The organism is Sphingomonas sp. CCH9-F2, assembly GCF_001556735.1.
Taxonomy (GTDB): domain Bacteria; phylum Pseudomonadota; class Alphaproteobacteria; order Sphingomonadales; family Sphingomonadaceae; genus Sphingomonas; species Sphingomonas ginsenosidimutans.
The window spans coordinates 1-4708 of sequence record NZ_LSJO01000508.1 but is presented as its reverse complement, the minus strand read 5'-3'; the positions used below and the strand labels follow the sequence as shown (position 1 = coordinate 4708).

6 protein-coding genes and 2 pseudogenes are annotated in these 4708 nt (G+C 69.4%); 4 read left to right on the top strand and 4 right to left on the bottom strand.

Translation table 11 applies throughout. The features are described from left to right. A pseudogene (locus AX685_RS22700) lies at nt 1-303 on the top strand (hypothetical protein); the annotation flags it as partial. Then, complete coding sequence (locus AX685_RS14480; RefSeq protein ID WP_066489934.1) at nt 300-755, top strand: GreA/GreB family elongation factor; 456 nt, start codon at nt 300-302, stop codon at nt 753-755. The pseudogene AX685_RS22700 and the gene AX685_RS14480, both read left to right, overlap by 4 nt. Nucleotides 756-1063: 308 nt before the next feature. Here AX685_RS14480 and AX685_RS14475 read toward each other — a convergent pair whose 3' ends face one another. After that, on the bottom strand, nt 1064-2359 hold the full coding sequence (locus AX685_RS14475) for a hemolysin family protein (protein ID WP_066489932.1): 1296 nt from the start codon (nt 2357-2359) through the stop codon (nt 1064-1066). A 144-nt stretch (nt 2360-2503) separates the two neighbouring features. Here AX685_RS14475 and AX685_RS14470 point away from each other — a divergent pair, with 144 nt between their 5' ends. Continuing rightward, complete coding sequence (locus AX685_RS14470) at nt 2504-3193, top strand: OmpA family protein (protein ID WP_066489929.1); 690 nt, start codon at nt 2504-2506, stop codon at nt 3191-3193. A 32-nt stretch (nt 3194-3225) separates the two neighbouring features. Here the strand turns inward: AX685_RS14470 and AX685_RS14465 are convergent, their stop codons facing one another. Both AX685_RS14465 and AX685_RS14460 read right to left on the bottom strand, forming a co-directional pair. Then, entirely contained in the window at nt 3226-3657 is a 432-nt protein-coding gene (locus tag AX685_RS14465) for a nucleoside deaminase (protein ID WP_066489926.1), read from the bottom strand. Between the two features lie 59 nt (nt 3658-3716). Beyond that, a complete protein-coding gene (locus tag AX685_RS14460) occupies nt 3717-3944 on the bottom strand; it encodes a hypothetical protein (protein ID WP_066489925.1) in 228 nt (75 codons plus the stop codon). Between the two features lie 143 nt (nt 3945-4087). Between AX685_RS14460 and rpmB the strand changes: the two genes are divergently transcribed. Beyond that, entirely contained in the window at nt 4088-4384 is a 297-nt protein-coding gene (gene rpmB / locus AX685_RS14455) for a 50S ribosomal protein L28 (RefSeq protein WP_066489923.1), read from the top strand. 77 nt (nt 4385-4461) lie between these two features. Here the strand turns inward: rpmB and AX685_RS22695 are convergent. Continuing rightward, nucleotides 4462-4708, bottom strand: a pseudogene (locus AX685_RS22695) (esterase-like activity of phytase family protein); the annotation flags it as partial.

Sequence of the window (4708 nt, the reverse complement as noted above, 5' to 3'; positions counted from 1 at the left end):
CCCGCAAGCATCGCGGCGGATACCCCCTCCCCGGCCCCTGCGGCACCATCCGCCGACCCCGGTGCGCAGCCGGTATCGCTGCTGAAGGGGCTTGGGCCGAAGATTGCGGCGCGGCTGGCGGAACTGGGCATTACCCGCGTCGACCAGCTGGCATGGATCGACGACGCCGAGGCCGCCGAGCTGGACGCGCAGCTTTCGCCGTTCGAGGGCCGGATGGAGCGCGATCGCTGGCGCGAACAGGCGCGGCTGCTCGCGAGCGGCGACCGCGCCGCCTATGAGGCGCAGTTCGGGAAGCTGGGATGAGCGTCGCGTTCCGCCGCGAAAGCGATGACGAGCATCTGGAGCCGCGCTTCGAACTACCGATCCCGGCCGGTCCGAATCTGGTCACGGCGCGCGGGCGGGCGCTGATCGACGAGCGTATTGCCCTGCTGGAAGCCTCGCTGCCGGACGCGGCAGATGAGGAAGCGGCCAAGCGCGTCCAGCGCGACCTGCGCTATTGGAAGACGCGCCGTGCCACCGCGATCGAGACCGCGGCGCGCACCGACGGCATCGTCGGATTCGGATCGCGCGTGACGTTCCGTCTGGGGGGCACGGAGCGCACCGCGACGCTGGTCGGCGACGACGAAGCCGATCCGGCGGCGGGCCTCCTGTCCTTCTCCGCCCCGCTGCCGCGCGCGCTGATGGGCGCGGAAGCGGGCGAGACGATCGCGTTCAATGGGCGCGAGGAAGCGATAGAGGTGATCGCGGTAGGTTGAACGGACGCTAACGGGGCGAGCGCCTAAACCGGCGTCGGAGAGCCTGGCGTCGCATGCCGCCTGAGAGCCGGCGCCCCGGACTTGTTCGAGGTTGCTGCGAAGGTCGGTCCTCTTGCGTCATTCCATCCGTCACCCCGGCGAACGCCGGGGTCCATTTTGCCGCAAAAGCAGCAACTGGTGCGTTTCGCGGAACCTTGGATGCCGGAACACGTCCGGCAAGACGGCGGTGGATTGAGAGGGCCCGAACTCGTCCGGGTCGCACGCCCATGGATCGCGGTGGACAGGAAACGCCGCACCGTCCCGGCCCGTCAGGCCTCGCTGACCAGCAGCTTGTCGATGCGACGGCCGTCGAGGTCGACCACCTCGAACTTCCAGCCCTGTTCCTCGAAGCTTTCGCCCTCCAGCGGCAACTTGCGGAACACCGCCAGCGCAAGGCCAGCGACGGTGGCGTAATCGCGGTCCTCGGGCAGGTCGATGCCCAGCCGCTCCGCCAGCGCGTCCGCGGCCATCGTGCCGGCGACCAGCAGCGATCCGTCGTCGCGCTCGACCACGTTCGGCCCCTCGCCCGGCTCGGCATCCGATGCGAACTCCCCCGCGATCGCGGCGAGCAGGTCGGCGGGGGTCACCACGCCTTCGAAATGGCCGTATTCGTCGTGGATCAGCGCCATCGGCACCTCGGCGCGGCGCAGCGCGTCGAGCGCATCCATCGCGTCAATCTGGTCGACCACCACCGGCGCCTTGCGGGTCAGCTTCGCCAGGTCCAGCGTTTCGCCGCGGAACAGCGCCGTGGCGACATCGCGCGCCTGCACCACGCCGACGACCGCGTCGATCGACCCCTGCGCCACCGGCAGCCGGCTGTGCGGGGTCGACAGCAGCTTCTGGCGGATCCCGGCATCGTCCAGCGCGATGTCGAGCCAGTCGACCTCGGTGCGCGGGGTCATCACCTCGCGCACCGGGCGGTCGGCAAGCCGCACCACGCCCGAGATGATCGAGCGTTCATGCTCCTCGATCACGCCCGACTTGCTGGCCTCCGCGACGATCAGGTGCAGTTCCTCCGCCGTCACCTGATCCTCGCTCTCGCGATTGAGGCCGAGGATGCGGAACGCCAGCGCGCTGGTCGAATCGAGCAGCCACACCAGCGGCTTGGTGATGACCGCCAGCCACGTCATCGGCACCGCGACCAGCGCGGCCACCGGCTCCGGCTTCCTCAGCGCGAACTGCTTGGGCACCAGCTCGCCGATGATCAGCGAGGCATAGGTGGTCAGCCCGATGACGACCACGAAGCCCAGATTGTCGGCCAGTTTCGGCGACAGGCCGAGTGCCTCCAGCCGGGCGACCGTCGGCGTGCCCAGGCTGGCGCCCGAATAGGCGCCGGTGCCGATACCGATCAGGGTAATGCCGATCTGCACCGTCGACAGGAACTTGCCGGGATCGGCCGCCAGCTCCAGCGCGGAGGCCGCGCCGCGCTTGCCGGCGCGCGCCATCGCCTCCAGCCGCGCCTTTCGCGACGACACGATCGCCAGTTCGCTCATGGCGAACACGCCGTTGAGAGCAACCAGCGCCAGGATGATGACGACGTCGAACCAGGGGAACGGCGGTAGCATGATGCACCGCCCTCTTGGCGCGAAACGGCGCGCGCGACAATCGGTAATTCACCTGCGCGGCGCGTCAGCCGCCGTTCAGTCCGGCACCGGAACAATATCCGACCGATCCAAGTTAGATCGGCACGATAGGGAAAGGGACGTGAGATGAAGATGTCGTCGAAGCTGTTGGCCGCCGCCGCCACGCTGTCGCTGGTGAGCGTATCTGCCTGCACCACCGACCCGGACACCGGCGAGCGCCGCATCTCGAAGACCGCGATCGGCGGCATCGGCGGCGCGCTGGGCGGCTATCTGCTCGGCGACCTGGTCGGCGGGCGTCAGGACCGGACGGAGAAAATCCTTGGCGCGGGCATCGGCGGCATCGCCGGCGCCGCGGTCGGATCGTACATGGACAAGCAGGAGCGCGAGATGCGCGCGCGCACCGCGGGCACCGACGTGCAGGTGGTGCGGCAGGGCGATGACCTGCTGCTCAACATCCCGTCGGGCATCAACTTCGCGTACAATTCGGCCAACGTCGAACCGCAGTTCCGCGCGACGCTGGACCGCGTCGCGGGCGTGCTGAGCGAATATAACCAGAGCTATATCGACGTGTACGGCCACACTGATTCGACCGGCAGCGACGCGTACAACCAGACGCTGTCCGAACGCCGCGCCGCGTCGGTGGCGGATTATCTGTCGAGCCATGGCGTCCAGGCGGCGCGGATCGCGACGCGCGGCTTCGGCGAGACGCAGCCGATCGCCTCGAACGAAACCGAGGAAGGTCGCGCGGCCAACCGCCGGGTGGAGATCAAGATCGTGCCGGTGTCGCAGAACGACCTGCCGCCGCGGCGCTACTGACCCGTACCGCACGGCGGCGGCGGTGGCGCGTGCTACCGCCGCCGTTGTGCGAAGAAATCGCGGAGCAGCGCCCCGCCCTGCTGCGCGCCGATGCCGGAGAAAATCTCCGGCCGGTGGTGGCAGGTGGGCTGCGCGAAGACGCGCGGGCCATGTTCGACCGCCCCGCCCTTGGGATCGTCCGCGCCGTAATAAAGCCGCGCGATGCGGGCATGGGCGATCGCCCCGGCGCACATCGCGCACGGCTCCAGCGTGACCCACAGGTCGCAGTCGGTCAGGCGATCGGCGCCCAGGACGCGCGCGGCCTCGCGAATCGCCAGCATCTCGGCATGGGCGGTGGGATCGTGCAGCGCGCGCGGGGCATTGCCGGCGACCGCGATGATGCGGCCGTCCAGCACCACCGCCGCGCCCACGGGCACCTCGCCCGCCGCGCCGGCATCGCGCGCGGCATCCAGCGCGGCGCGCATCGGGGCGGGGAGCGGAAACATGCCCCCGCCTAACCCGCAGGGGGCAGCACCGCCAGCGGTCAGTTCTTCTCGCCGGGCTTCTGCACCTCGACCGCGGGCACCTCGACGGTCTTCTTCTCGGTGCCGACGGTCACCTTGGCGACGTCGGCGTTGAACTTGGGAGCCTGCCCGCCCTCGAGTCGCGGCAGCTGCGCGGTCTGCGTCTGGTCGAACCGGACGAACCCCAGCATCATCGCAGCCAGCAACACCAGCGCGGCGACACCCACCAGTACCAGAAGCGTGCGCATGTGATTTTCCTCCCGTCAGGCTTGATTCGCTGCCGCAACAACGCCGCCGCCGGGCCGGGGTTGCACCATCCCGCGCTTGACGTTGGGCCGATCGCGCGGTAGTGGCGCCGACTTTCCGGGCAACCGAATTCAGGATCACACACATGTCGCGCATCTGCGAGCTGACCGGCAAGGGCCGGCAGGTGGGTAACAACGTTTCCCACGCCAACAACAAGACCAAGCGCACGTTCCTGCCGAACCTGCAGAACGTCACGCTGCTGTCCGATACGCTGGAGCGGTCGATCAAGCTGCGCGTGTCGACGCACGGCCTGCGCTCGGTCGAGCATAACGGCGGCCTCGACAACTGGCTGGTCAAGACCTCCGATGAGAAGCTGTCGCTGAAGGCCCGCCGCCTGAAGCGCGACGTCGTGAAGAAGCGCGCCGCCGCCACCGCGGCGTAACACACGCCCGCCCGTTCGCGATCCGACGCGGCCCGCCAGCACATCGGTGCCGGCGGGCCGCTTCGCATGTCCGGCGGTCATTCGATCAGCCGGAACTTCGCGAGGATCGTGCGGCGGTAGAAGGCGACGTCATTGTCGGTGACGAGCCAGATCATCGTCGCGCCATGTTCGCGCGTGACCGCCACGCCCTCGACATTCTCGCCGCCCATCTCCGGTCCCAGCGTGGCGATGATCCGGCCGCGCAGCACCCCGCCCGCACGCAGCTGCGCCGCGGGGACGCGCACCAGCACCGCACCGAATCGCAGCGGAAAGCGCCAGCGGCGG

Bases quoted from the DNA above. Each gene is read 5' to 3' on its own strand.
- AX685_RS14480 (WP_066489934.1), top strand. From the start codon at position 300: ATGAGCGTCGCGTTCCGCCGCGAAAGCGATGACGAGCATCTGGAGCCG.
- AX685_RS14475 (WP_066489932.1), bottom strand. From the start codon at position 2,359: ATGCTACCGCCGTTCCCCTGGTTCGACGTCGTCATCATCCTGGCGCTG.
- AX685_RS14470 (WP_066489929.1), top strand. From the start codon at position 2,504: ATGAAGATGTCGTCGAAGCTGTTGGCCGCCGCCGCCACGCTGTCGCTG.
- AX685_RS14465 (WP_066489926.1), bottom strand. From the start codon at position 3,657: ATGCGCGCCGCGCTGGATGCCGCGCGCGATGCCGGCGCGGCGGGCGAG.
- AX685_RS14460 (WP_066489925.1), bottom strand. From the start codon at position 3,944: ATGCGCACGCTTCTGGTACTGGTGGGTGTCGCCGCGCTGGTGTTGCTG.
- rpmB (WP_066489923.1), top strand. From the start codon at position 4,088: ATGTCGCGCATCTGCGAGCTGACCGGCAAGGGCCGGCAGGTGGGTAAC.